Source organism: Altererythrobacter sp. B11 (assembly GCF_003569745.1).
Lineage (GTDB): Bacteria > Pseudomonadota > Alphaproteobacteria > Sphingomonadales > Sphingomonadaceae > Croceibacterium_C.
In genome coordinates, this window is sequence record NZ_AP018498.1 from 2,475,747 (window position 1) to 2,496,209 (window position 20,463).

Consider the following 20,463-nt stretch of genomic DNA (forward strand, 5'->3'; position numbering starts at 1 on the left):
GGTCCATCAGTTTGTGAGACTGGCCCGCATTGTCCTCCAATGTGTGATCCAAGCCTCAGTGTCGACGAAGAGAAGTAAGCGGAGGATGTCGACTCCCCTCAGATTGGGGCCCATCGCCATCGCTTTTTCGAGACTCGAAGCATCAACGATGCCGGATGATACAAGATAGCCATCCAACAGTCGTTCTTTGATCTCGCCAGAGAGCTGCCGATAGATCGTATGTACGAAGCCTTGTGGGCTACCTTTAAGCCGACGATTTACGATTTCGGCAGGAAGGTGGCTTTGAAATGCTAGGCGCGCGATAGCTCGGTCCACTCCTCCACGGCATTGGTGCCAAGATGGAATTCGAAGACATGATTCGAGCACGGGCTGTGAGGCAAGAGGGTGTATGACAGGCACGCCTCCCCGTTCGCTGTATGCGTCGAGCGAGTGGTGAAGCCTCAGCAGCATTGCAATTTGAGCGGCCTTTCCAGGCGGCACGTGAGTGCCCTCTGCGGGTAACCAAGGGTGGTCGACGGGTCGCTCTAATTGGCTCTGAATTGCGTCAACTGACAGGTGGCTTGCGGTGAGCCGCCAGTTGTAGCCGCGTCTCCGGGCATTCCAATTCCTGACTGCCTCTCTGGTGACTTTGAAGATACTTTCGCCCGTTAGCCTACACAAATCCGTGGCGGTTTCCCAAAGTCCTAGGCTTATGCCTTGCGCCAAGTAGCGATCGACCAACGGTCGAGCGGAGTGGCTCATGAAGAATACGTTATCGCCACCCAACCCCGAGAACGCCGCTGTTGCGCCTACGCTTCGTGCTGCGCGGACTAGAGCCGCGTCGTAAGATAGGGAGTCCAGCCTCCCAAACGGTCTGGCCTGATTCTTGACCGACGATACATCCAAATTGACGTCTCTGAGATCATAGTGTGCCTCAACCAAATGCACGCCGAGGTGGCGGGCGAGGATGCGGCTATATTCCCGTTCGTCGCCGATTGGGTCGTCTGTAGCCAATGTGAGACACGACAATTCATTGCCTGCCCGTGCTAAACCCGAGGCTACAGCGGACGAATCCAAACCACCCGATACGCACGCCAAACCGCGCTTGTAGCGCCCACTCCAAGCACTGATGCTTTGCTGTGTGGCGCGCTGCAGCAATTCAGCTTCGCGATCCGGATCATCTGGAAACTGCGATACTATGTAGCTCGAAGGATTCCACTCGACCTGCGTGATCGTGTCATATTCGCTTTGGAGAATCGCTGTGCCCGGACGCAAGTATTTCAAGCCTTGCAGTGACGTTTGTTCATCAGGAAACCCGGCTAGCAGAAGCCCTCGGGCAAGACCGCAGTTATCGATGATGGGTTCTAACAATCCCGCATCGACGAGGAGGGAGGGTTCGGACGCAAGTGCAAGAAGGCCCTCGCGAATCACATATACACATGACAGCATGCCAGAGGGATCACGAAGGGCCATTTTCCCGTGATCAAGGCGCAAGATGGCGATGTATCGTCCCCAAAATCGCTCTATTAGGTGCTTCGCATTTGTAGTGGCGATCAGCGCGCTCTCGGACGCTTCTAGTCGTTCAACTCTGGTAGGCGCTCCGAAGCGATGGAATAGGGTTCCGATCACACACCCCGCTCCCTCGCCGAGCATGTGCAGATCGCAATCTTGGTCAGTGGCGACGAAAAAGCCGTCTTCGTTGTATTGTGAGTCCAATCCGGCCATCGTCAGCGAGGCAGTCTTTGCGGACGTTCTTGGGTCTTGGTGGCCGACTATGGCGACAAAGCGGGTCACCCTAGCACCATAATCGGTGTGAAGTTCCTAACGTGTTCAACGACATCGTTAAGGACCACGGAGCCTCGTTGTATCCAACAATGTGCGGCAAACGGATTCGTGCGCACCCCGATTACCAGCTTAGAATTTATGCCCCGACGATTTAGGGTCGCGAACATTGCGAGTGAGCGGACAAGACACCTATCGGTTCGTCCGATAAAGATCTCGCTGGCGTCGTAGCCAGCACGAATTCTCTGGATCTTCGTATCGGCAGTCCGCTCATCTAATTTGCGGTTGCTTTTGTGATTGCTGATTTGCCTCAGCACAATCTTTAACGTCCAGACCCTGAGTTTCGCGCTCATCAGAAATTGCCCAAAGAGGGCTTGAACGAGATCCGGCAGAACACCGACTGACCAGATCGTCCGCGAAATATCTGCTTCCGCTGATTCTATCTCGATATCGAAGTTATGACGGTCCGAGGAAACGACCGTCTCGAGAAACTCTAAACCGAGTAAGACGGGAAACTCCGGCGCCGCTTCATCGAGCCACCAGCCATTCTCTGCTAGCCGCAGAAATGCGTGCCGTTGATTCTTCGCAAGGGAGAAATAGCGGGCCCGGATAAGGTCGAGAAGTACGACATCGCCCGCTGCCGTGGTGCAATAGCCAAACTCGCTCTTGACGCGAAAATACATCCGTGTGCTCCCCGAGGGAAATGGCGCGCATTCAGGATGAATGCGCGCCACCGGCATCAATCGTCTTCCAGACCGAGGCCGCCCTGGCGAAGGGAATTGAAGGTGTCGCCATCACCCTGGGCCGCGCCCTTCGTTTCATCGACGACCGAACCGAGGTCGATCAGATGGTCCATGCCGTGATCGTTATTGCGTTCCATGACACACTCCTCATCGAGAGCCGCAAAAAAGCGGCCATCCAAAGGTAATGCAGTTGAAGATCGACTGGCTCAGATATATCGCGACACTTTGGCGCGATATCCTTCAAGCTCGCTTCCCCAGAAGCGAGTTTATAGTATAAGGTCTTATTGCCATTCATAAATGTCTGAAAATATAGGATATTTATATCACCGAATGTATTTCGATAATTTTCTGTTGGTGGGCAATTTTCCGCACGTGGTACGCTTCAATTCGTCGTCGGGTTGCCTTTGATAAGTTCGCGACGTTGATATCTATGATGGTAGCAAGTTCCTTCTCCGCGATCGTGGGATTTTCGGCCTCGGCGATTCTGGCGTAGTGAAGCCTCTCGTTGACGCATCGGATCAACAGCGAGGCTTGGTGATTTCCGGTAGCCTGCGCCAGTGAAGCGAATATTCCTGTGGCTAGGTTCGCGACATTGGCGGGCGAAGGCCGTTGTCCGAGAGTCCAAGGCTGCAGTAGCACACCACGAATTGCGCTTTCCCTTAGGTTCGATAGCGTTGCTGCCATCATCTGCATGTGGAAGGCGAGAAGTTCGATCAGTTCGGCCGGTTCCCTGACCGGCACCAGGAATCCGCCGTCCGCATGATGCGCGAGAAGCCCCTCCCCCACCAGTATGAACGCCGCTTCCCGGACCGGCGTCTTGCTCGATCTATGACGGGTGGCGAGATCCTGGATATCGATCTTCTTGCCCGGCACGAAATGACCCGCGAGGTAGTCCTCCTTCAGTCCTTCGTACACGCGCTCGTGGAGCGGAGGATCCATCGCCGACATCATAGGCCGGTAACCGCTGGGACAGCGACTGCTGACCAGGCTGGCGTCAAGGCCTGAGTCAGATGGTCGAGATTGCGCTGAGCGATCAGCTCGATGCACATCCGCTCAAGGTCGCTTAGGTCTCCTGTCGCCAACTGGCGCGGAAAGCACATCTTTTGGCCAGCGAACAGCAGTGGTATCAGGATATGCCCCGTCGACAAGCCGAGCCGATAGGCACAGACGAGATGATCGTCGAGCCGCGACCGGGGATTGCCGCCTTCGATCTCGCGAAGCCAGCGTACACCCATACCAAGCTCTCGCGCCAAATCGCGTTGCGTCAGGCGCCTCTTCTTCCGTGCCTCTTCAATTTGTCGCCCGGACTGCACTTTGACGTACAGGATTGGACTTTCAGCAACGGAAGTCGCTAAATAGTGCGACATGTCCGCGTCTCCTTACGGGAGATACCGCCCGCCAAGGCAATTCCGTAAGTCGAATCCTATGGTGTACTTACCACCAACGTCAATATACAACCTCGGCCAAACTGTCGGGATTTACTCAACAAGATCATTGGCATCGCGGGAAGCTGGCGTTCGTGCTCCTGACTGCAACGCGCGATCGAAGGCGCTCATGAGGTCCATTTGGTCCGCTTTGGGAATCTGCATAAGCGCCAAGATGTAAATGGTCCCAAGGTTGGGCTGCCGTCCCGCAGGCGAACTTTCCTGGACACGCGTAGTTATTCTCGTGGCGACGTCCCAGAGACGATGCGACGCCCCGACATGGTGCTCCTCCCCACCGCCGAGGCAGCCAAGCTCCAGAGCCTTCAACTCGTCGATGATTTCAGCGGTGGACAAGGTATCAAGATGTTCTACCGCGACATGCAGCGTCGTACCCCACGCTATCAGCGCGCGCGTAATGCGAATCAGATGGCAATGGGAATCAATCAGTACGTCGAGGCCGGCTGGTGAAAGCCGGAGCTTGAAGCTGCGTCTAGCTCTAGCCATCACTCCTTCTCCTGCCTGAACTACGTTTTGGCCACCCGCCGGTACGCCCGAGCGGGTACATTTTCACGACGAATGGAGGCAAAAGCGGCACTATAATGCCGCTTTTGCCTAAAACTGATCTTTCCAACGCTTTCCGAGATCATTTCGCTGCTTTCGTCTGAATAGTGCTTTGTTTCGCCGCTTCGGCACTTCAGTGCCCTCCCTATTGCGACGGCCGTTCATGATCGTCATGCCTTGGGACGCACCGGATCGGCGGCCCCAAGGACCCAAGTCCAGGCCATCCTGCCCGGTTTATCCAAACCCCAAACCCGAGCGCCTCGTGGCGCCACGAGGAGACGTGTGCCATGGACATCCCATGCTCATTCCCGATGCGTGCCGGAGCAATCTTGCTCGGCATCGCCGCGGGACCTGCCTGCGCCCAGACCTACCGGCCGGACGCTGAAGCCTATCCTTGCGCCCGCAGCGCCCAACTCGCCGTCGTCCAGACCGATTCCGGCTTCTCGATCCGCGAAAAGCCCGAACAGCCCGTTGTTCCCACCACATCGACGGCGATCAGGATCGGCAACTCGCTCACCCTCGACGGCCGACTTTTCGCGCGCACCTCCCTCGTTCGTCCGGAGTCCCATCATGTCCCGCAGCGCTAAGCTGATCGCGGCAGCGCTGATCTGCGCGACTGCGCCTGCGCACGCCCAGGATAGCGGCAGCGAGCCGCTCACGGCCGCAGCCGAGGAGGCTCAGCGTCAGTTGCGCCAGACCTTCACCAATCTGACGTTCGAGGACTTTGGTCCGGCGCCTGTCAGAGGGCCAATATATCAGGCCATTGCTGGCGGACGAGTCATCTATTTCGCGCCCGAGAGTCAGCATCTTCTGTTCGCCGCGATCTACGACAAGAATGGCGTCAATCTGACGGCGCTTGCCCAGGACGCGAGTGCGAGGAAGCGCATCGGCGCCATCAATCCGGCTGATGCATTGGTCATTGGTCCTGCGGGGGCGCCCAAGGTCATTGAGTTCACCGATCCCGATTGTCCCTATTGTCAGGCGCTCGAGCGCTTCTGGCTGGCAAAGGAGGCAGAAGGGAAGCCGGTCCAGAGGCTCGTCTATTTCGTGAGCGGCATTCATCCGCAGGCGGCAGCCAAGGCTGAGCACATTCTCTGTTCCCCCGACCGCGAGGCCACCTTCAAGTCGATCTATGCCGGCGAGCGACCGGCGACGCTGCACAAATGCCGGGCCGGCGCCGAGAAGGTCGCTCGCGATGCTGAGACGGTCCGTAAGATGGGCGTCTCGGGCACGCCGACGCTCTTCGTCGACGGCAAGCTCGTATCCGGCTTCCAGCAGGCGGAGCTTGAGGCTTTCATCGAGGCAAGCGGCAAGAAGGCCAAGGCCGGCCCCTGAGCAGCATTTCAGAGATTTGGCGGACCTCGCCTGCGTGCGCTCCAGAAGTGCCCGCGAGGACCGGAATGCCGGCGAGGACGTAGCTCCGGGAGCCGTCCAGCGCCCCGCCGGCCGGAAACGATCATTAGTCGGTGCCGGCAAGCATGATCGGGACGGCTCCTGACACGACAAGGAGACTGCATATGTTGACTTTGCTTCGGGGAAGGACGTTCCGCACGATCGACGCGGCGGTCCTTTTCCTCCTGGCCGCGATCGCCGGAACGAGCGTCGCCTACGCCTTCCAGGCGCCGGCTGCTGGCGACCTTGGTTACGACATCTACGACATCGTCGTGAACCAGGGCGTCAAGGGTCCGCTCGGCTTTGTGGGCGGCGTTGCCGCCTTCCTGTTCGGCGTCTCGCGGCTCTTCTCCAACATCATGATCGGCATCCCGACGATCGTGGCGGCGGTCTGCCTCATCAAGGCGGATTCGATCCTCCAGACCTTCGGCATGCTGATCTGAAAGTCTGGCCAGGCGCCGGATAGACCGGCGCCGGGCCATCGGAACGGGAGGCGGTGGTCGCCTTCCGCAACCCACGCCCAGCGGCGTGGTGAAGCAAGGGAGAAGAGCGTGGACGAACGTCTGCCGCAATTCTTGCATCGGCCGGTCCAGATCCTCTGGTTCGACAGTCAGGAATTCATAGTCGTGATGAGCGTGATCTTTGTCGCGGTCATCGTCGGCGGGATCATCGGCTGGCTGCTCATCTGCGCTCTTCTTCTTTTCATTCCCTGGAAGCGGACCAAGCCACGCGGATTCATCCCGCACCTGGCCTGGCGCTGGGGCCTCGCCCGCTTCCGCAACTATCCGGGTCCGACCCAGACCCGCTTCTTCGAGTAGGCGAGATGGCTCATCCCTTCAGGCGCAAGCGACAACCCGACATGATCGGCGACACGAGGCCGAGCTGGCACCTGCACCGCTATCTGCAGGGCTCGGCCAACCTTTTCGAGGAGAACCGGCTGCTGAAGGTCGCGATCGCGGGCCTGTTCGGGATCACCGCCGTGCTCGGTACCGTCATCTACACCTCGCACCAGAACACGCGCACCGTGATCGTGCCATTCGGCGCGGACGGCGACCTCTATGTGACAGGCAACAAGCCTTCCGAGGCCTATCTGCGCTCGATCACCTTCAACATCGTGGGTCTCGCCGGCACCTATTCCGCTTATTCGGCGGATCGTCAGTTTCAGGAGCTGCTGCGGATCGCGCATCCCAGCGCCTATAACGGTCTTCGCGACAGCCTGAACCGGCTGCTCGATGAGCTCGGCAACAATCCGACGCTGTCGATCGCGACCTATATCCGCGGCGACCAGCCCGTCACCTGGACGGGCAGCGAGATCCTTGTGCCTGTCGAGAAGGTCAGGGTGATTGGCGGCGTGATCCGCAAGTTCCGCGGCAATCTGCGCATCCGATACGCGCTCGAAAATGGCCGCTTCTGGCTGACTGCGCTCCAGGAGGAGAATTTCAGTGCCGATATCCGTTAAGCGCGCGAGGCTCGCCTGCCTCGCCGGGGCGCTCGTTGCGTCCCTGCCCGCAAGCGCACCCGCTTTCGCCCAGTCGATCGCGGCGCTGCCTGACCAGACCAGCCGAATCCGCCTTTCCAACCATGACGTCAATCATGTCGTGTGCGTGGGCGGCGACATCGAGGACGTCAAATTCTCAGCCGAGAAGGGCCTCGCCGTCGAACGCGGCGGTTCGGACGCCTGGATCAAGTTCCTTGTCCTCGAGACCGAGGACCCAAATATTCCGGGAAGTGGCGCCAAGACGCACAGCTATGTGACGACGCCATCGGAATTCTTCGTCTCGTGCAACGGCGCGATCTATCCGCTCTATGCCGAGCCCGCCGACATACCGGCCCAGACCGTCACGCTCGTCCCTGGCGGCGCCCAGCGCGCCCGGGCCAATGACGCGCTGCTTGGACCACTTGTCGAGGAAGAGCGTGCGGTCGGTATCGTGCTCGCGATCCTGCAAGACAGGGTGCCGGCATCCTTCTCCGAGATCGCACCCTCGCGCGACAGGCTGATGCTCGCGGACTTGCCCACCGCGACGATTACCGAACGGCGGCGGCTCGAAGTGGAGGGGGCTGGTCTGTCGGTCAGCGAATATCTGGTCCGTGCCAGCGCCGCCACCGCGCTCGATGAGCGCTATTTCCTCGATACCGCGCTTGGCGCCGACATCTTTGCCATCACGATCGACCGGCTGACCCTGGGTCCCAATGAGACCGCGCGGCTGATCATCGTCCGCCGGAGTGTCCAGCAATGACGACGCATGACGACGGCCGGCCGGCGACGCCGCCAACGGCCCCGAGCCACCACGTCGACGATAGCGACGAGAACGCTATCGCGCGACCGGCCCTGTTGGATCTACCCGCGCAATGGTCGAAGCTGACCTCCGACCAGAAGCTGCGCGCCAAGCAATTCGGCGTCGTCTCCACGATCGCACTGCTCGGACTAGGCCTCTACACCGCGAGTACCAGCGGCAACAAGGAAGCGCCCAAGGCGCCCCAGGCCTCGAACCTCGATATGGGCGCTGGCCTTCGCGGCGACAGTCTCGAAGTGAAGCTCCGCGGGGATCTCCAGAAGATTCTCGACGGACAGACCCTGCTCGGCGACCGGGTCACCGCGATCGAGGAAGGCAAAGTGGTTCCCGGCGCAGGTGGCGGCTCCCATATGGCCGCTGCCGGAGATGGTGGCGATCTGCCGCCGGCCATACCCGGCGAGGCTCCAGCCTATCCGCCAGCGCCGCCCGAGGCCAGCGGCGCGGCCGACGAAATCCCTGCTCCGCCTGCTGCTCCCGCTGCACCGCCGGCGCCTCCAGCTCCGCCTACGCAGCGGCAGGTCGGCGCGATCGGCGCGGCGACAGCCACGCAAGCGTCGGAAGGAGGTGCTGGCAGCGGCGCCGCCTCAAAAAAAGGGAAGCGGACGATCTATTTGCCACCTGGTTTCATGAAGGCGCGGCTGCTGACCGGCATCGACGCCCTGGCGAGCCGGGACGCGACCAGTAATCCCGAGCCGATTATCGCCAGGGTTCAGGCACCCGCCGTCCTCCCCAATGAGGTCAAGGCCAATCTCGCAGGCTGCTTTGTCATCGGCAACGCAACGGGCAGCCTCGCGAAGGAGCGGGTCGAGATCCAGCTTGTCTCAATCTCCTGTGTGGACTTCGACAGTCACGCGGTGGTCGACCAGGCGATCAAAGGGTTCTTCGTCGATTGGGACGGCAAGAAGGGCCTGTCCGGCAAGGTGGTGACCCGCGCCGGCGCCACGCTCGCCCGCTCCTTCATCGCGGGAACGATCGCCAGCATCTCGCAAAGTGTGGAAGGATCGTTCGGCAGCCTGTCGACATCGGCGCTAGGCAGTGTGCGGAGCCTGGATGCAGGCGATGCGGTCAAGTCCGGCGTCGCGGGCGGCCTCTCCAAGTCCTCCGACAAGCTTACGGACTTCTATCTCGATCTAGCTCGCCAGGCTGGCCCGGTGGTGGAGGTCGGCGCGGCCAAGGATGTCGTGGTCGTCATCCAGGAGGGGCTCGCCCTCGAGATCAAGCCGTCGGTCGGGAGCAAATTCTGATGTGCTTGTCTAATTCCTCAGGAGATCCCGCCATGTCCAAGCCGGCCTATCAGGCTCTTCATCGTTCGCTGCTTTCGCTCAGCCTGGTCGCAAGTCTCGGGGGCTGCGCGACCGTCGGATCGATAATGTCGCCTTATTCGGAGAAGTTCGACTGCAAGAACAGCGACCATGGGCAGTGCATCCATCCGGACCGCGCTTATGAGGATGCCGTCGCGGGCGTCGCATCGAAATCGGACCCCAAGGTCACCAACGACCGCGCCATGCTTCGTGGCCAGGACCTGGACAAAGCAAACGGCAGACCGGGCGGCAACGCCGCAGTCAGTGCCTATGGCAGCTACCGCGATAGCGTCTACCAGGAGCTCAAGGGTCTGATCGAGGCGCCGGTCACGCCGATGCTGAAGCCCGCGCGCACCGTTCGGACGCTCATCCTCCCCTATGCCGACCGCGAGCGCCCGGACCGGCTCTATATGCCGCGCTATGTCTATTCGGTGATCGACAAGCCGGTCTGGGTGGTCGGCGGCGCGCTCGTCGCCTCTCCCGATCGCGCGTCACAGGCACCAATCCTTGGTCAGGTGCGCGATGGTGCCGCGCCCGATGGTGAGACGGCGCAGGTGGCCACCGTTCCTGCCGCACCCGCGATCGTCGCGCCCGCTCCGAAGCCCCAGCCATGAGCGGCCTCTCTTATGCACGGCTGCGGAGCGCCGTCCGACGGGATAGTTTTTCTGACTATCTCCCTCTGGTCGCCTGGGACGAAGATAGCGAAGCGTTCCTGTGCATCGACGATACCTGGGGCCATGCCTGGGAACTGGTACCGACCGCCTATATGTTCGCGCATGTCCAGGGCGCGTTGCAGGGGCTGCTCAACATCCATTTCCCGGACGGGACGGTCCTGCAGATCCACACCTTCGCGGATCCGCTGATCGACGACGCGCTCGATGCCTTCCTCGATTTGAAGACCCGTGATGATCCGCTGATCCAGGCATCGGCGCGCTACACTCATGCGTATCTCAGCGAAGGGCGACATGGGCTCAAGGCGCTCCACGGAATCCCGGTGCGCAACTTCCGCACGCTTTTGTCGATCAAGACGCGCCGGCCGCTTGGTGAGGACCTTCGGCGGCAGGTCGAGGAGCAACTGGCAAAGCTCGGCATTCGTCGGCTTCCGCCAGAGGAGCTGGTCGCCTTCTACAGACGCATCTTCAACGGCGTCGCGGATACGGCGCCCGGCGTCTTCGCTGACGGTACTACGACGGGCGCGCCGCCGATCGGCAAGCAGATCATTAATGCGGGGCCGGATCTCGTGTTCGACGGTGCGGAGGTGTTCCTCGGCAACCAGGTCGCGCGGTGCCTGACGCCGAAAGCGCCGGCGCGGCGCATCACGGCTGAGCGGGCGAACCGCCTCATGGGCGGCATGCGCGGCGCGTCCGAGGACAGCGACCAGATCGGCGGGCCGTTTCTTTATACGCTCAACATCCTGTTCGATCATTCGCAGTTCGAAATCCACAAGCGCGCGCAGATCCTGTCCGCTCAGAAAGCGGCAGGCAGCTTTGCAGTGGAGGTCGGCAAGCAGATCGAGGAGATCGGCTGGATTCTCGATGAGGCCGGCAATAGCAAATTTGTCCGCGTCATCCCGACAATCTGGGTGTTCGGACGCGATCGCGCGCATGCCCGTGATCTCGCCGCGCGCGCCAAGCGCCTGTGGGAAGGCGAGCCCCTGCCCTTCTCGATGCAGGAAGAGAGCTATCTCAATCCGACGCTGTTGGTGATGAGCCTGCCCTTCGGGCTTTACCCCGACCGCACGACGCTGCGCCTACTCGAACGGGACTTCCGCATGCCGGTGAAGGCGGCCGTGCTGATGGCCCCGATCCAGACGGACTTTCGCGGCGGCGGCCGCCCCGCCCTGCTCTATACCGGACGCAAGGGCCAGCTCGTCACGCTCGATCTGTTCGATCCGCGCATCAACAATTACAATTTCATCGTCTCTGCCGAAAGCGGTGCCGGCAAGAGCTTCCTGCTCAACAATCTGTGCCAGCAATATTTCGCCTGCGGCGCGCTCATCCGCATCATCGATATCGGCGGCAGCTACCGCAAGCTCTGCACGCTTTGCTCGGGCCGCTATATCGATATCGGCGAGGAGCATCTTGTCCTCAATCCCTTTGACATGGGCCTCGCTCTCGACGGCGATGACAAGCAGTCGGCCATCACCATGGCGGTGGCGATCGTCGCCGAGATGGCCAATGCCTCCACCCGCAAGGGCGTTACCACCTCGGAGTGGAATCTCCTCAAGTCCGCTGTCCAGTGGACGATCGATACGGGCCGCGCCGATCATGGCATCGATGCTGTGCGCGAATGGCTCGGCACCTATCCCGAGCTCGTCGAGACCGCGCTCGATCATGTCGACCATCTCGTACCTGTTGCGCGCGAGCTAGCCTTCAACCTGCGCGATTTCGGGTCGGGCGGCGCCTATGGCCATTATTTCAACGGCCCCTCAACGCTGGACATCCGCCACGATGAATTTGTGGTGCTCGAACTCGAACGCCTCAAATCCATGCCCGATTTGTTCAACGTCATTGTCATGGTGGTGGTCAATGCCGTCACCCAGGAACTGTACCTCTCGGCGCGCGACAAGCCCCGTTTCGTGCTGTGCGACGAGGCCGCGCAGTTCATGACGCGCACGGACGGCCAGGATCTCTCGCGCCTCGCCGAGGCCTTCGGCCAGGGCTATCGCCGGGCCCGCAAATATCGCGGATCGTTCGGCATCGTATTGCAGTCGATGAACGACCTGACCCTTTTCGGTGGCACGGGCCAAGTGATCCTGGAGAATGCCGCGACCCGCTTCCTGCTCCAGGGATCCACCTATGACCGGGCGGTCGACAACAAGATCCTCGATTATTCGGGTTTCGTTCTCGACCTGCTGAAATCGGTCCGGAACTCAAAGCCGAATTACAGCGAGGTGTTCATCGACTCCCCGCTTGGGCTCGGTATCGCCCGGCTCGTGGTCGATCCATTCAGCTATTGGATCAATACCTCCGCACCCGACGAAGTTGCTGCCTTCGAGGCGCTGATGCGTCAGGGCCTTTCGCCGCTGGAAGCCATTTGCCGTCTCGCCGGCGTCGAGCCCTCGCAGATCCTGGGCACGCCTGCCGCGCCTCGCCTGGTGGGAGCGTGATCGCCATGGCACGCTTTACGCCGCATCCGGACCAATTACCGCTCAACTGGTCCGACAATGAAGCAATCGAATTAATCGTCGAGCGACGGCTCGCCGAGCGGTTCGAGGCGGAATCCTTCCAGTGGCGTTTCCGGCTCGTCATGATCGAGACCGTGATGATGGGCCTGCTGGTGCTCATCGCGGGGCTCCTGCTCAAGCAGCCGACCATGATGGTGCTGCGCGCCTCGCTACTCGTGGCGGCATCGTGCCTTGCGACTGGCCTGCTGCTGCTGAGCCTCTCGGCGGGCACCGCGAAACTGATGAGCCGCTTGCGCCGGTGGAGGGGCAAATGAACGGCCTCACCTCTTCCACACCCTCGCCGTCGGTGATCCGGCTCATGGTCAGCGGTTTTCTGCTCATGATGGTCCAAAGCGCACTCTTGTTGATGTCCCCGGCGCTCGACCGGAACTCCGGCATGCTGATCTGGGTCCTGACACCTCTGGCGTTCTCAGCCTTCGTCGCCGCGCTCATCGGTATTCCCGAGCCGCCCGAACAGCATTGGAGGCACCGTCATGGCAGATAGGCTGCTCGGTCGTGTTCGCCGCGGCCCGATACTGCTGGTGCTCGCCACGGGCAATCTGCTGGCTGTCGCAGTTGCATTCGCCGCAGCCGGACCGATCAACAGCGCCGCCCCGTCGCGTAGCACGATCGGGCGGACGTGGCCGATCGCAGAACCTGATGCGCTCGCCGAGATCGAAGCCAAGGTCGCGACGCTTCCGAGCGACATGAGCAAGGCCTTCGGCCCGCGCGACAGGTGGACGGCGCTCAAGGCCGCGCCACTCGGGATTGCCGGCGCCGACCGGGTCCGCAGTGTCGTACCCTTCTATACACTCGATTTCGACATCACCTTGCCCGATGGCAAGACGCTCTATCCCAAGGGCTTCACCTTCAACCCGCTGACCTATGTGAAGCTGCCCCAGCGCCTCGTCGTCGTGCATCCGCGCGAACTCGACTGGGCGCTCCGCAACGCCCGCGCCAGCGATTTCATTCTACTCTCGGCGCTGGGCACGCAAAATGGCGATGCGATCGATCTTAGCGAGAAGACTGGCCGGCCGATCTACATCCTGGAGGAAAGGGTCAAGCAGCGTCTCGGGCTGACGGTGGCGCCGGTCATCGTCGAGCAGTCCGGTACACGGCTCGTTCTCACCGAATATGGGCCCAGGAGCCGCGCCGCTGCCGTTCCGCCAAAAGGAGCGACGCGATGATCGGACGTCTGCCTGTCTTCGTCGCTGGCCTGATCATCGGGCTTGTCATGACGCTTGCCTGGCCAAGCCAGGCCCATGCCTCCAAATGCGAGGCTGGCACGGTCTTCAATCCGATCACCAAAGTGCGCTGGACCTGCATCTTTCCGATCACGGTCGGGGGCATTCGCGTCGGCAGCTTCGACAAGCTCGACAAGGCGCTCGACGCGCAATCGGCCTCCAAGCCCTTGTGCGCCTGTCGCAAGGGCATCCAGTTCTGGTTCGGGGTCAAGGTTTCCTACTGGTCGCCGAACCGAATGGTGGATGTCGTGACCGAACCCGGTTGCATGATGGCCCTGGGTGCCGATCTGCTGCCGACAGGCGGCAAGCTGCAAGGCAGCCAATCGTCGATCTCGGACGGCACCAACACGCGCAAGATGTTCGCACAGATGCACTATTACATCTCGCCGGTCTGGGCGATGCTCGACATGTTCACCGACCTGCCCTGCCTCGAGAATGACGGCTTCGATGTCGCCATGATCACCGAGGTATTGCCCACCTGGCAGTCGGGGACGTTAGGCGCGATCATCCAGCCCGAGGGCATATTGTTCGGCAACCCTGCCGCCGGCCTTGCCTGCATGGGCGACAGCGCCGCGGCGGCCGCAGGCAAGGTCATCGATCCACTCTTCTGGTGCATGGGGAGCTGGGGCGCCACCTATCCGATCGCCGGCGACATCCATTTCGACGACAGCGTCGAGGCCTGGGCGGGACTCGCAGCACGCGGGGTCTTCATGATGGGGCGCCTGGGCGCGCTCACCATCAGCTCGTCGGATGGTTGCTCCTTCATCCCCCAGCCCGTCTGGACCAAGAGCCGTTACAAGCTTCAGATCATGGAGCCTGTGAAGGGCGGCAAGTGCGTGAATATTGGTCGGCCGGGTTCACTCTGGTCCTCGGCCAAGCACGCGCCGGGCAAAGACAATGCCCAATTCATGCTCTTCGAAAAGGTGATCTGCTGCGCCGGGATACCGGTGCCATGACAGACACGATTTCCCCAATTCCCGCGCGCGACAGCCGTCCTTTCCGGAGGTCTGTTCGCCAAGGCCCCTACGGTCGAGGGCTGCCGTGCGGGATAGGAGCGGCGCCGCCAAGCCCCCCTGGCGGCGTCGCTCCACCCCCGGCCAGCGCGGCCGCAATGCTCCCCCGGTGGGACCGGCGTCTCCTCTCCGCCTGTTCCATCATCGCGAACGCGCTGGCCATCTCCTTTTCTTCGTGCGCGCCGGCACAAACAATGGAGCAAAGGGCGCATATCGCAGCCGATGCATCGCGTGCTAAGACCAGCGACAGCGACGCGCTTCAGCAGAACTATGTGACGCCTGGCCTTGCCGGACAGCAGATCTCGACCGTCGACAACAGCCGCACTTTCGCGCCGAACATCGCCTGCCAGAAGACCGCAACGATGCTCGAGGTGCTGGTCCAGCCTTCGGGCACGGGCGACCTCGGCACAGTCACCATCGCGCGTGACACCGATCTCGATGGGACGGTCGATGCGACCTCGAACCTCCCCGTGCCGGTCTCGGGCATTTGCGCGAACGGCGTTGTGTCATGCCAGCCTGGCAGCTGGAATGGGTGCAGCTTCTATCGCTGGGACGTCGATGCGGCGAAGGCGTTGAAGCTGACCTCTGTCGACATGCCGAAGCTCGCCGGCTGCTACTGCATCAACAATAGCTGCGGCACCAATCTTGCCTGGGGCAATATGGCGTCCGTGCTGCGCGATCTCGGCGGCGGGATGATTGGCGCGCTGACGACCGCCGATCCGCGCTATGGGGTCGCGGAAGCCGTTATCGATGGACCCGCCATTCGCTATGTCGGCGCGCAGTCGACCGCCTGCTCCTCCAATCCGAACCTGCCCCAGACCGCCTATCGATCCAATCCCGCGATCATCGCCTCGGACGCCTATGCCGCATCGAGTGGTAGTGCGGTGTTTCAGGCGCTCAAGGGCTCGGCGGTCGGAAGCGGCACGTCGCTTCAATATCGGCATTGCACCATCGAACGGCGGGTGACGGTGCTTAAGCCCGGCGCGGAGGATATCATCGGCCGGACCTCTGGCGGCTATTCGACAATTCAGAACGGCTCGTCCTTCGATTTCCTGATGGGTTCGCCAGCCGACAACAGCCTTGCGGGGGGCAGTTGTACGCTCATCGACTTCCGCATGACGCTGCATGTGAGCGATCCCGATCGCATTATCGACGCACGCCTCACCCAGTTCTTCGCCGACGATTGGGCGCAGGTACGGATCGATGGTCAACTGATCGGTTCGGGCCCTTCGCCCTGGACAACGCTTGGACTTCCACCGAGCAAATGCGAACTCAAGAAGACCTTTTATGCCTATCCCAATCTCGACCTGAAGCCCTGGCTCACGGCCGGCGATCACGAGATCTGGCTGCGCGTTGCGGTGGCATCGGGCGGCGAGGGTTTCGCGCAGGTGCATGTCGATGTCGACAATAGCTGCAAGACGCTGGAACAACTGGTCGACGGTTGCGGGGCGATCGCCGCCGATCCGCAATGCAAGCTCGACAGTGAGCTGGTCGATGGGGTCCAGACCTGGATCAACGGTGTGGCGACCGGTCTGAGACCCCTGCCCCAGACCCGTATCCTGGGCGGCCCCGCCTGCCCGACCGACCTCATGCGCGACTTCTTCCTGAAGGACCGCACCTATCGCTGTAACGTCGACGACATCGCGAAGCCTGATACGAGCCGCGGCGCTTATATCATCGACCATTCGACCGAGACGTTGCTGGCCGACCGGACGCGTCAGAGCGACGGCAGCTTCGCTACCTCGACACGCGCCTTCAGCCTACCCGATCGCGGCTCGGTGCCGGCGTGCGAACCCGTCTGCAAAACGCGCGCGCCCAAGACGAACAGCGAAGCGGCCATCGACGGCGTTGTCGGCAGCAAACAGAATGTGCCGACCGGTTACGACACCTTCTTCCACGCCTGCTCCGCCGACAATCGATGCCCGGCAGGGCCTGGCGAGGAAATCATATCGGCCTGCGGCTGCCTCGACGATTTCCCCGAAGCGGTCGTGATGATGCAAACCGTCCGCCTTGCCGGCGCGGATCTCGTCTGCACCGGGAGCGTGCAATGATCGGTTCTTCCCTCCACAGGCAATGGCGTTTCGATCCGCGCGGTGCCGCGCTGGCGCTGGTGCTCGGCCTGGGAGTTGCCCTCGCCTGCCCGAGTGCCGCCAATGCGCAGCAGATCTGCGCCGCCGATCTCAACAATAATGGTGATGCGGCCGACGAAGGGGAGCAGGCAAGCTGCCTCGCGACCAACAGCGGAGCATGGCTCTGTCCGATCCAGGAGGTCGATTGCGTCGCCGATGCCATGGGCCAGTATAGCTGCCCGGTGGGTCCGCAATATGCCTGCCTCGTCAAGAGCACCGGTGGGGCGCCATCCTGTTCGCCCAATCAGTGCGCCGATCTCGCGACCAATCCGGTCGTCGAGGAACCGCCGATGGACGATCCGGGCACCGAGCCCAACGGCGGCATCGATGCCGACGGCAATTGCATGGGGACCATCGAGATATTCTCGGGCCGCGGCGTGCGCTGCCGGCCTGCCGGGCTTTCGACCACCTTCGCCAATTGCTGCAAAGACAAGGGCAAGATCGTGAAAGATGGGATGGGATCGTCCATCTCGTCAATCGGCACCAAGATCGCGGTGGCCAAGGGCGTGTTCACCGGCATGAAGGCCGCCTACACAGCGTTCAAGGCCGGGGCGACAGCAAGTCAGGCGGCGAGTTCTGGCGCCAACGCTTTGATCGTGGGACTTGACCCGACTTCAATCGCGATCAGCCTCGCGATCAATTTCATGATCGATTTCCTGTTCTCCGGCTGCGACCAGCAGGACATGGAAACCGCGATGCTCCGGTCGTCGGGCATGTGCCACGAGATCGGCAGCTATTGCACGTCGAGCTTCCTCGGCATCTGCCTCCAGAAGGCGCGTGGGCATTGCTGCTTCAACACAAAGCTCGGGCGCATCATCCAGGAACAGGGCCGTCCCCAGCTCAAGGCGTTCAACGGCAACCTCTGGGGGACGGCAAAGAAGCCGATGTGCCGCGGCTTCACGCCGGAGGAGTTCCAGGCGCTCGACTTCAGCAAGATCGACCTCTCCGAATATTATGCGGACATCGAGGCCCGCGCCCAATCCGACATCCAGATAGACATGGGGGAGCGCGTCAATGCGTATCTCAAAGCGGTCAATCCATAAACTCGGCCTCCTTGCGCTGATAGGCGCTGCAACCGCCGCGCTCGGACAGGATGCCACGCATGGCGCCGATCAAGGCGATGCCAGGCAAGCCGCCGCCGATCAGGGCCAGGCCAGCATGGACCGGCTCGAAAGCGCCGTCGCCCGTGGGAAGCAAGCTGTGGGGCAACCGCCCGATCTGAGGCTTCCGCGTACCGATAACCCTGCCGACCGCAGGCGGGCCTTCGAAGGTCTTAGGGGCCGCGCGCCTATGCCAGAAATGGATGCGCGCGCCCGCGCTGCGCAGGCGCGCGGAGAAGTAAGCCTTGCAGCCGAGCGGGAACGACAAGCCAAGGCATTGCGCCAGGCGTTGGGGCTGGAACCTGCCGAAGAACAAGTGCTCGCCAAGGCCGCCCCTGCGGTGACCGCCAAGGGTTGGGTACCGGTCCTGTTCGTCTCCTCCTCGATGCCAATCTCGACGCTGCGCAACTATGCGGTCCAGCTCGAGCGGGTGCACGGGGTGATGGCGTTTCGCGGCGTGCCGGGAGGTCTTCGGAAGATGGGCCCGATGGCGAAGCTGACGGCCCAGATCCTGCGTCTCGATCCGGGCTGTGAGGGGCCGAACTGCGTCATGCGCAATGTCCAGCTCATCATCGACCCCATCGTGTTCCGGCAGCACGGGATCGTCCAGGTCCCCGCGCTCGCGATGGTGCCAGGCGATCCGACCCAGGCTTATTGCGAACGCGACGATGACAGCCCTCGTTCAGCCCATGTCGTGTTCGGCGACAGCGCGCTCTCCGGAATGCTCGACGAATATGCCCGCCTGGGCGGGAAAGAGGAGGTAAGCCATGCTCAGGCTCTTCTGGCTAATCGTTAGGTGGATCACCGGTCTGTGGCCACGCTTGCGCAGCCTGCCGCGCAAGGCGGCGGTGACGCTCGGCGCTCCCGGCCCCGATCAGCCCGCGCGGCCGGAACGACTCTGGCACGCCATGCTGGTAGTTCTGCCCCTTGCGCTGTTCGCCGCAGTCCTGATGCCGCAAGTCACCTTGGTCATGTCCCCGTCGATCGAGGCCTATGCCGTGCGCAAGAGCCCCGGGCCGATCATCCGTGGTGATTATGTGATGTTCACGCTGCATCACGCGATTGCGGGTCCAAAGCCGGTATCGGTCACCAAGCATGCGCTCTGCCTGCCCGGCGACCGGCTTACAATGTTCGAGACGCCCTCCCCACTCAAGCCGAGCAGCTGGGACGGTCACTATTACTGCAATGGCCAGCTTCTGGGTGTGAGCCTTCCACTGGCCCATAACGGGATGGAACTCAGCCATATGAAATGGAGCGGCATCATCCCCGCCGGGATGGCCTATGTCGGATCGACGCATCCCAGGGGGTTCGACAGTCGCTATTTCGGGCTGTTGCCGATCACGAGTCTCATTCGCATGGAGCGCATCCTGTGAGCGGTCGCGATCAGAATAGGCTCACCGAGCAGCGCCCGGAGTGCCAGACCACGCTACGCAGCACGCAGTGTCTTATGTGGTTAGCCTTGCACGGCCCGAACCGCTTCGATGGGCATGAGCAGAACGCGCTCTCCCAGCGGCGAGACGATGAAACCATGCCGCGCGTAGAAGCCGACGGCTTCGTCGTCGATCGCGTGCACGATGACCGCGCGAACCCCGGCGATCTCCGAGGCGGCAGCACAGCGGCGCAGGGCATCGGCAAGCAGATCGGCGCCAAGGCCAAGCCCCTGAAAGCTCGATGCAACGGCCAGCCTCGCGATCAAAAGCAGGGGCACCTTGTCGGGCATACCCTTGCGCAGTCTCGCAGTGGGCAAGGCCGCGCGCTCCTCCATCGCGGTGGTAATCGTATAATAGCCGACCACCTGACGGGGCCGCTCGGCATCGCAGACCACATAGGTGCGTGCCGAAGCGCCTTCGCTGGCAAGGGCGCGCTCGGCGAGCCAGCTGTTGAGCGAGGCATGGCGCCCATTATCGAACGCGGCGACCTCGTGATCGACGTTGAGGCGTTCGGGCGGCGTAACACGGCGCGTGGACATGGAATCGCGCGATGCGTCCGATCATCGATTCCAGAGTGGTTCGCGTTTCATCAGCTTTTCAAGGGCTGGCGACGGCGCGGGCGGCGCATCGAGAAGGCTCAGGAACTGCTCATGGCTTTCGGCATCCAGGAAAAAAGTGCGCTGATCGAGGATCGCGGCTTCGGCTTCCCGCCTCGCGCTCGCGAGCATGAACTCGGACAGCTTCTGACCACGCAACGAAGCGGCGCGGCTGAGCATCGCCTTGAGCTCGGCCGCAGCCCTGATCTGGATGACATCGTCCTTACGCGTCGAGGCGCTTCGATCGGTATGTGCGTGCTGTGCCATGTCGCTAAACTCCTTGGCCGTATCTGGCGTTTTGCCACGACA

General features: G+C 61.8%; 25 protein-coding genes. 18 read left to right on the plus strand and 7 right to left on the minus strand.

What is annotated here, in order from left to right; translation table 11 throughout:
* Positions 1–6: 6 nt before the first annotated feature.
* From AEB_RS11840 to AEB_RS11860, 5 genes are all read right to left on the minus strand, one after another.
* A complete protein-coding gene (locus AEB_RS11840; RefSeq protein WP_145985297.1) occupies positions 7–1,773 on the minus strand; it encodes an asparagine synthase-related protein in 1,767 nt (588 codons plus the stop codon).
* The gene (locus tag AEB_RS11845) at positions 1,770–2,444 is read right to left on the minus strand and encodes a lasso peptide biosynthesis B2 protein (RefSeq protein ID WP_172593073.1); all 675 of its coding nucleotides are present in this window, start codon (positions 2,442–2,444) and stop codon (positions 1,770–1,772) included. The genes AEB_RS11840 and AEB_RS11845 overlap by 4 nt, the downstream gene beginning before the upstream one ends.
* Positions 2,445–2,500: 56 nt before the next feature.
* Positions 2,501–2,641, minus strand: a complete 141-nt coding sequence (locus AEB_RS11850) for a benenodin family lasso peptide (protein ID WP_119083349.1) — start codon at positions 2,639–2,641, stop codon at positions 2,501–2,503.
* A gap of 181 nt (positions 2,642–2,822) precedes the next feature.
* Positions 2,823–3,443 (minus strand): GntR family transcriptional regulator, encoded by a 621-nt coding sequence (locus AEB_RS11855; protein WP_231958692.1) that lies wholly within the window; start codon positions 3,441–3,443, stop codon positions 2,823–2,825.
* An 8-nt stretch (positions 3,444–3,451) separates the two neighbouring features.
* Positions 3,452–3,871 (minus strand): helix-turn-helix domain-containing protein, encoded by a 420-nt coding sequence (locus tag AEB_RS11860; protein WP_231958693.1) that lies wholly within the window; start codon positions 3,869–3,871, stop codon positions 3,452–3,454.
* Between the two features lie 321 nt (positions 3,872–4,192).
* On the opposite strand from AEB_RS11860, the gene AEB_RS18075 reads away from it, so the two are divergent.
* The 18 genes from AEB_RS18075 to AEB_RS11950 all read left to right on the plus strand — a co-directional run bounded on the left by AEB_RS18075 (position 4,193) and on the right by AEB_RS11950 (position 19,501).
* On the plus strand, positions 4,193–4,396 hold the full coding sequence (locus AEB_RS18075) for a hypothetical protein (RefSeq protein WP_145985298.1): 204 nt from the start codon (positions 4,193–4,195) through the stop codon (positions 4,394–4,396).
* Between the two features lie 422 nt (positions 4,397–4,818).
* Complete coding sequence (locus AEB_RS11870) at positions 4,819–5,076, plus strand: hypothetical protein (RefSeq protein ID WP_145985299.1); 258 nt, start codon at positions 4,819–4,821, stop codon at positions 5,074–5,076.
* Positions 5,060–5,824: a DsbC family protein gene (locus AEB_RS11875; protein ID WP_119083353.1), complete on the plus strand. Its 765-nt coding sequence runs from the start codon at positions 5,060–5,062 to the stop codon at positions 5,822–5,824. Before AEB_RS11870 ends, AEB_RS11875 begins: the two co-directional genes overlap by 17 nt.
* Positions 5,825–6,006: 182 nt before the next feature.
* Positions 6,007–6,324, plus strand: coding sequence for a hypothetical protein (locus AEB_RS11880; RefSeq protein WP_018250898.1), 318 nt, complete (start codon positions 6,007–6,009; stop codon positions 6,322–6,324).
* A 108-nt stretch (positions 6,325–6,432) separates the two neighbouring features.
* Positions 6,433–6,699 (plus strand): type IV conjugative transfer system protein TraL, encoded by a 267-nt coding sequence (locus AEB_RS11885; RefSeq protein ID WP_119083354.1) that lies wholly within the window; start codon positions 6,433–6,435, stop codon positions 6,697–6,699.
* A 41-nt stretch (positions 6,700–6,740) separates the two neighbouring features.
* Entirely contained in the window at positions 6,741–7,340 is a 600-nt protein-coding gene (locus AEB_RS11890; RefSeq protein WP_197418032.1) for a TraE/TraK family type IV conjugative transfer system protein, read from the plus strand.
* Positions 7,324–8,118, plus strand: a complete 795-nt coding sequence (locus AEB_RS11895; RefSeq protein WP_119083355.1) for a type-F conjugative transfer system secretin TraK — start codon at positions 7,324–7,326, stop codon at positions 8,116–8,118. The genes AEB_RS11890 and AEB_RS11895 overlap by 17 nt, the downstream gene beginning before the upstream one ends.
* Complete coding sequence (locus tag AEB_RS11900) at positions 8,115–9,419, plus strand: TraB/VirB10 family protein (RefSeq protein WP_197714419.1); 1,305 nt, start codon at positions 8,115–8,117, stop codon at positions 9,417–9,419. The genes AEB_RS11895 and AEB_RS11900 overlap by 4 nt, the downstream gene beginning before the upstream one ends.
* Before the next feature lie 32 nt (positions 9,420–9,451).
* Entirely contained in the window at positions 9,452–10,090 is a 639-nt protein-coding gene (locus tag AEB_RS11905) for a TraV family lipoprotein (protein WP_119083356.1), read from the plus strand.
* Positions 10,087–12,585 (plus strand): TraC family protein, encoded by a 2,499-nt coding sequence (locus AEB_RS11910; RefSeq protein ID WP_119083357.1) that lies wholly within the window; start codon positions 10,087–10,089, stop codon positions 12,583–12,585. Before AEB_RS11905 ends, AEB_RS11910 begins: the two co-directional genes overlap by 4 nt.
* Positions 12,586–12,590: 5 nt before the next feature.
* Entirely contained in the window at positions 12,591–12,917 is a 327-nt protein-coding gene (locus tag AEB_RS11915; RefSeq protein ID WP_119083358.1) for a hypothetical protein, read from the plus strand.
* On the plus strand, positions 12,914–13,147 hold the full coding sequence (locus tag AEB_RS11920; RefSeq protein WP_039570811.1) for a hypothetical protein: 234 nt from the start codon (positions 12,914–12,916) through the stop codon (positions 13,145–13,147). Before AEB_RS11915 ends, AEB_RS11920 begins: the two co-directional genes overlap by 4 nt.
* A complete protein-coding gene (locus AEB_RS11925; RefSeq protein WP_119083359.1) occupies positions 13,137–13,829 on the plus strand; it encodes a conjugal transfer protein TraW in 693 nt (230 codons plus the stop codon). Before AEB_RS11920 ends, AEB_RS11925 begins: the two co-directional genes overlap by 11 nt.
* Positions 13,826–14,842: a TraU family protein gene (locus tag AEB_RS11930; protein ID WP_119083360.1), complete on the plus strand. Its 1,017-nt coding sequence runs from the start codon at positions 13,826–13,828 to the stop codon at positions 14,840–14,842. The genes AEB_RS11925 and AEB_RS11930 overlap by 4 nt, the downstream gene beginning before the upstream one ends.
* Before the next feature lie 251 nt (positions 14,843–15,093).
* Positions 15,094–16,950, plus strand: coding sequence for a hypothetical protein (locus AEB_RS11935; protein WP_119083361.1), 1,857 nt, complete (start codon positions 15,094–15,096; stop codon positions 16,948–16,950).
* On the plus strand, positions 16,947–18,071 hold the full coding sequence (traN, locus tag AEB_RS11940) for a conjugal transfer protein TraN (protein WP_119083362.1): 1,125 nt from the start codon (positions 16,947–16,949) through the stop codon (positions 18,069–18,071). Before AEB_RS11935 ends, traN begins: the two co-directional genes overlap by 4 nt.
* Positions 18,043–18,924, plus strand: coding sequence for a type-F conjugative transfer system pilin assembly protein TrbC (locus AEB_RS11945; protein WP_119083363.1), 882 nt, complete (start codon positions 18,043–18,045; stop codon positions 18,922–18,924). Before traN ends, AEB_RS11945 begins: the two co-directional genes overlap by 29 nt.
* Positions 18,896–19,501 carry a S26 family signal peptidase gene (locus AEB_RS11950; RefSeq protein ID WP_119083364.1) on the plus strand — a complete coding sequence of 202 codons (606 nt, stop codon included), beginning with the start codon at positions 18,896–18,898 and terminating at the stop codon, positions 19,499–19,501. The genes AEB_RS11945 and AEB_RS11950 overlap by 29 nt, the downstream gene beginning before the upstream one ends.
* A gap of 80 nt (positions 19,502–19,581) precedes the next feature.
* On the opposite strand, the gene AEB_RS11955 is transcribed toward AEB_RS11950, so the two are convergent.
* Positions 19,582–20,097 (minus strand): GNAT family N-acetyltransferase, encoded by a 516-nt coding sequence (locus AEB_RS11955; RefSeq protein ID WP_039570796.1) that lies wholly within the window; start codon positions 20,095–20,097, stop codon positions 19,582–19,584.
* Between the two features lie 21 nt (positions 20,098–20,118).
* Positions 20,119–20,421 carry a type II toxin-antitoxin system TacA family antitoxin gene (locus tag AEB_RS11960; protein ID WP_018250916.1) on the minus strand — a complete coding sequence of 101 codons (303 nt, stop codon included), beginning with the start codon at positions 20,419–20,421 and terminating at the stop codon, positions 20,119–20,121.
* Positions 20,422–20,463 lie beyond the last annotated feature (42 nt).

What these genes read in the sequence shown, in the direction of transcription:
- AEB_RS11845 (WP_172593073.1), bottom strand. Translation starts at nt 2,444, where the DNA reads ATGTATTTTCGCGTCAAGAGCGAGTTTGGCTATTGCACCACGGCAGCG.
- AEB_RS11850 (WP_119083349.1), bottom strand. Translation starts at nt 2,641, where the DNA reads ATGGAACGCAATAACGATCACGGCATGGACCATCTGATCGACCTCGGT.
- AEB_RS11855 (WP_231958692.1), bottom strand. Translation starts at nt 3,443, where the DNA reads ATGGATCCTCCGCTCCACGAGCGCGTGTACGAAGGACTGAAGGAGGAC.
- AEB_RS11860 (WP_231958693.1), bottom strand. Translation starts at nt 3,871, where the DNA reads ATGTCGCACTATTTAGCGACTTCCGTTGCTGAAAGTCCAATCCTGTAC.
- AEB_RS18075 (WP_145985298.1), top strand. Translation starts at nt 4,193, where the DNA reads ATGCGACGCCCCGACATGGTGCTCCTCCCCACCGCCGAGGCAGCCAAG.
- AEB_RS11875 (WP_119083353.1), top strand. Translation starts at nt 5,060, where the DNA reads ATGTCCCGCAGCGCTAAGCTGATCGCGGCAGCGCTGATCTGCGCGACT.
- AEB_RS11880 (WP_018250898.1), top strand. Translation starts at nt 6,007, where the DNA reads ATGTTGACTTTGCTTCGGGGAAGGACGTTCCGCACGATCGACGCGGCG.
- AEB_RS11890 (WP_197418032.1), top strand. Translation starts at nt 6,741, where the DNA reads ATGATCGGCGACACGAGGCCGAGCTGGCACCTGCACCGCTATCTGCAG.
- AEB_RS11900 (WP_197714419.1), top strand. Translation starts at nt 8,115, where the DNA reads ATGACGACGCATGACGACGGCCGGCCGGCGACGCCGCCAACGGCCCCG.
- AEB_RS11905 (WP_119083356.1), top strand. Translation starts at nt 9,452, where the DNA reads ATGTCCAAGCCGGCCTATCAGGCTCTTCATCGTTCGCTGCTTTCGCTC.
- AEB_RS11910 (WP_119083357.1), top strand. Translation starts at nt 10,087, where the DNA reads ATGAGCGGCCTCTCTTATGCACGGCTGCGGAGCGCCGTCCGACGGGAT.
- AEB_RS11915 (WP_119083358.1), top strand. Translation starts at nt 12,591, where the DNA reads ATGGCACGCTTTACGCCGCATCCGGACCAATTACCGCTCAACTGGTCC.
- AEB_RS11920 (WP_039570811.1), top strand. Translation starts at nt 12,914, where the DNA reads ATGAACGGCCTCACCTCTTCCACACCCTCGCCGTCGGTGATCCGGCTC.
- AEB_RS11925 (WP_119083359.1), top strand. Translation starts at nt 13,137, where the DNA reads ATGGCAGATAGGCTGCTCGGTCGTGTTCGCCGCGGCCCGATACTGCTG.
- AEB_RS11930 (WP_119083360.1), top strand. Translation starts at nt 13,826, where the DNA reads ATGATCGGACGTCTGCCTGTCTTCGTCGCTGGCCTGATCATCGGGCTT.
- AEB_RS11935 (WP_119083361.1), top strand. Translation starts at nt 15,094, where the DNA reads ATGGAGCAAAGGGCGCATATCGCAGCCGATGCATCGCGTGCTAAGACC.
- traN (WP_119083362.1), top strand. Translation starts at nt 16,947, where the DNA reads ATGATCGGTTCTTCCCTCCACAGGCAATGGCGTTTCGATCCGCGCGGT.
- AEB_RS11945 (WP_119083363.1), top strand. Translation starts at nt 18,043, where the DNA reads ATGCGTATCTCAAAGCGGTCAATCCATAAACTCGGCCTCCTTGCGCTG.
- AEB_RS11950 (WP_119083364.1), top strand. Translation starts at nt 18,896, where the DNA reads ATGCTCAGGCTCTTCTGGCTAATCGTTAGGTGGATCACCGGTCTGTGG.
- AEB_RS11955 (WP_039570796.1), bottom strand. Translation starts at nt 20,097, where the DNA reads ATGTCCACGCGCCGTGTTACGCCGCCCGAACGCCTCAACGTCGATCAC.
- AEB_RS11960 (WP_018250916.1), bottom strand. Translation starts at nt 20,421, where the DNA reads ATGGCACAGCACGCACATACCGATCGAAGCGCCTCGACGCGTAAGGAC.